Here is a 2560-nt window from a genome sequence, read left to right as displayed (position 1 = left end):
CGGTCTGCTGCAAGTGGTTCCGCTGGTCGGTCTTACCACAAGCCGGAACGCTGGAAGCGGAGATTTTCCGGGATAAGGACTTGAAACGCTGTGCGGTCTGCGGCAGGGTGTTCGTCCCAAAATCCAACCGGGGAAAAGACTGTCCCGACTGCGCCGCCAGCGTTTACAGGCGGCAGAAAACAGAAAGTGAACGGAAAAGGAGGTCTACTGTGGACAGTTAGGGGCTAATAAGTCCTTATGTTTTTCGTTATAGGGAAGTATTTTCGATTTGGACGATATAGCCCAATTACAAGGGTTATACCGTCTTTTTGAGTTCTTATGCGCCTTGATGTTTCGGCTGCGCGTCAGAAAGGAAATTGATTTCCCCTACAAAGTTGAAAACAATATCCACTTTCTGTACCCGTTTCCCGTTCACTTTTTCTGGCGCATGGACTATGATTTTTTTGATAAATTCATTGACGATTGCGGGGGTGAGTTCTTTTATCCACACATACTTGCGGATAATCGCAGAAAAGTTGTCAAAATCACTTTTATTCTGTTCATAGGTATCAACTTCCTGCTGTTCAGATTTGACCTTTTCTTCCAGTTCCCGCTGTTCCGCTTCATATTCTGCGGACAGCTTCAAAAACCTGTCGTGGCTGATGGCGCCGCTTATGTCGTCCTCATAAATCCGTTTGAAGATACGGTCAAGTTCTGCAATCCGTTTTTGTGCCTGTCCGACTTCCCACTTCCTGCGCTTCATTTCCTTTTCCGTTTCGGCAGAGCGTTGTGTATACATCATTTCCTTAAAAGTCATGATGTCATCAAAGAAAAGGGCGGTCACATCAAATATTCTGCTCCACACAATCTGCTTTAAAGCTTCCTCTCGGATAAAGTGCGCCGTACAGCTTCCCATATTGCTTTTGTATTTTGCACAACGGTAATGGTCTTGCCCTTGCCGGAAACTCTTACAAGTAGAAAAATGTAGCTTGCTTCCGCAGTCTGCACAATAGACCAAACCAGAAAATAATCCCTGTCGGTCTGCCCGTTTGGGAGGGCGGCGTTTGTTTGCCCTTAACTCCTGCACCCTTTCAAAAACAGTGTCCTCTACAATCGCTTCATGGGTATTGTAAAAAATAGCCTGCTGTTCCTTTGTTGTCGGAATACGCTTTTTCAACTTGTGGGATTTTGAATAGCTTTTGAAGTTTACCGTATGTCCGCAGTAGTCCATGCGTTCCAACATTGCCGCAATCGTGCTTTCATGCTATTGATACGGATTTTCAGGAAGCGGATTTCCTTTCTGCTTTGCATGGTAGGCTCTTATGCACAGTACATTTTCCGTTTTTAATGTCCTTGCTATCTGCATAGGTCCTTTTCCGGCGATACATAAATCAAAAATCCATTTCACCACAGCGGCGGCTTCCTCGTCTACAATCCATTGCTTTTTATCAGTAGGGCTTACCTTGTAACCCTCTTGAAGTCCTCTCATTACCTACAACACCGCACAGGACGGTTTTGACGAAGTTTTGAGAGAAATTCTTCAAAAAAGTTTTCCTTATGTCCTACTACGGGGAAATTTGAAAAATGCCAAAATATCAAAAGAAAATAGTTGAAAATCTTTCCTATCGGAGCAGACTGTTGTATACTGGTAAATATTTGCCCTTAAAACCGCAAGATATATGAAAAATGGAATGAAATATCCTGCTATAATGCAGAGAGAAAGGAGGAAGCTGCAATGCCGGGAAATATCAAAAATGTAATGGCGGCAATCGACTATATCGAAAGCCATCTGCACGAAAAACTGGACTTGGAAACAGTTGCGGGGGCGGTACATTATTCAAAATATCATTTGCACCGAATGTTCACCAGTACGGTAGGGTTGACAATCCACGACTATGTACAACGCCGCCAGTTGACCGAAGCCGCAAAACTGCTTGTACTTTCCGACAGGCCAATCCTTGAAATTGCGCTTTCTGCCGGATATGAGAGCCAGCAGTCCTTTACGGATATTTTTAAAGCCATGTATAAAAAATCCCCTAACAGGTACAGGGAGGAAGAAAAATTTTATCCATTGCAGCTTAAATTTGTTTTGAACGAAAACCCTACAAATTCGGCCGAGGAAAATTGGCAGGATAAAATCGTCTTTGCAACACAGGAAGATATACCGTCATGGATAGAACTGGTTCACCTTGTCATTGACGGTTTCCCGCACTTAGACGAGAAACAATATTTTGAACAGTTACAGGAGTATATCAAAAATAAGCGTGCATTGATTTTGAAAGACGCTGATACGGCAATCGGGATTATGGCATTTCATGAGGTGACGGGGAGCATTGATTTCTTTGGGGTACACCCGCAGTATCGGAAAAGAGGGATAGCGAAAGCATTTTGTAAAAAGGCATTGTATGAACTTGTACGTTCCGCGCAGATTAGCGTGACGACTTTTCGGAAGGGTGACAAGGCAGATACAGGCTATCGGGAGATATGGGGAAGCCTTGGCTTCGCTGAAGCGGAACTGTTAATTGAATTTGGCTATCCGACACAGCGGTTTATACTTCACAGAGAAAAAACGGAGGGGGGG

At 44.0% G+C, this 2560-nt stretch carries 2 protein-coding genes and 2 pseudogenes; 2 read left to right on the top strand and 2 right to left on the bottom strand.

Going from position 1 to position 2560, the window contains the following annotated elements:
* Nucleotides 1-221: pseudogene (locus CLOSYM_RS06840) on the top strand (conjugal transfer protein); the annotation flags it as partial.
* Nucleotides 222-316: 95 nt separating this feature from the next.
* On the opposite strand, the gene CLOSYM_RS23785 reads toward CLOSYM_RS06840, so the two are convergent.
* Both CLOSYM_RS23785 and CLOSYM_RS23780 read right to left on the bottom strand, forming a co-directional pair.
* On the bottom strand, nt 317-796 hold the full coding sequence (locus CLOSYM_RS23785) for a DUF4368 domain-containing protein (protein ID WP_331670108.1): 480 nt from the start codon (nt 794-796) through the stop codon (nt 317-319).
* A 45-nt stretch (nt 797-841) separates the two neighbouring features.
* Nucleotides 842-1468, bottom strand: a pseudogene (locus tag CLOSYM_RS23780) (recombinase family protein); the annotation flags it as partial.
* 246 nt (nt 1469-1714) lie between these two features.
* On the opposite strand from CLOSYM_RS23780, the gene CLOSYM_RS06830 reads away from it, so the two are divergent.
* On the top strand, nt 1715-2560 hold an 846-nt coding region (locus tag CLOSYM_RS06830; protein WP_021641532.1), incomplete at its 3' end, for a GNAT family N-acetyltransferase.

It is taken from the genome of [Clostridium] symbiosum ATCC 14940 (assembly GCF_000466485.1).
GTDB lineage: Bacteria > Bacillota > Clostridia > Lachnospirales > Lachnospiraceae > Otoolea > Otoolea symbiosa.
Note: the sequence above shows the minus strand (reverse complement) of the source record. Positions and strands in the feature narration are given on the sequence as shown.